The following is a 662-nucleotide window of genomic DNA, read 5'->3' on the forward strand; positions in this document are numbered from 1 at the left end:
AACTAGATAACTCAGCATCTAAACTACCAAAACGCCCTTCCAGAAGAGAAGTTATCAAAGAAAATCGTTCTTCCTCTTTTCCTTCTTGCTTTCCTTCTTGCTTCCAATCTTCTATTTGTTGTAAATAAGCCGGTGATAAGTTCATAATTACTTCCTCCTCTTCTCTACTTAAATTATCTCTCAATTCTAAATTCTTGCGCCAGTTCGCTAAAATGAGTAACAAATTCTCTCGAAAAGGGTTATTTTTTGGTAATTCAGTTAACTCCTCCACTGCTCTTTTTTGTGTTCGTCCTTTCCCCAAAACTCTCAACCATAACGTATCTTCATTTTCTGGTAATTGATGAATCACAACTATTGCTGTTTTCAGAATATTCGGCAGAAAATAAACACCTTGAACCCAATCTTCTACAATTTCATTTGCACCTAAACCCGCAATCATCCGATCTGAAAAAGTTGGTGTTAAAATCCATAAAATCGGTAATTCTGATTCAGCAATATTTCTATTTTCGCGTTTTGCTTTCCTAACTACATCACCATGAACGGCATATAATTTAAGTAAACAACTGCGAATTTCTATTTCCGATGGTGGATTACGAAAAGGCTCAAATAAACATTGAGTTTTAGCCATCTTCCCTAATAAACCTAAAGGTAGATTTTCCTGA

1 protein-coding gene is annotated in these 662 nt (G+C 35.2%); it reads right to left on the reverse strand.

Annotated features, from left to right (window positions below):
* The coding region (locus tag ACIR310F_RS21160; RefSeq protein WP_081677534.1) for a hypothetical protein at positions 1-662 on the reverse strand (662 nt) is incomplete at both ends.

Origin of the sequence: Dolichospermum circinale AWQC310F (genome assembly GCF_000426925.1) — a bacterium.
In the GTDB taxonomy this organism is placed as follows: Bacteria; Cyanobacteriota; Cyanobacteriia; order Cyanobacteriales; family Nostocaceae; genus Dolichospermum; species Dolichospermum circinale.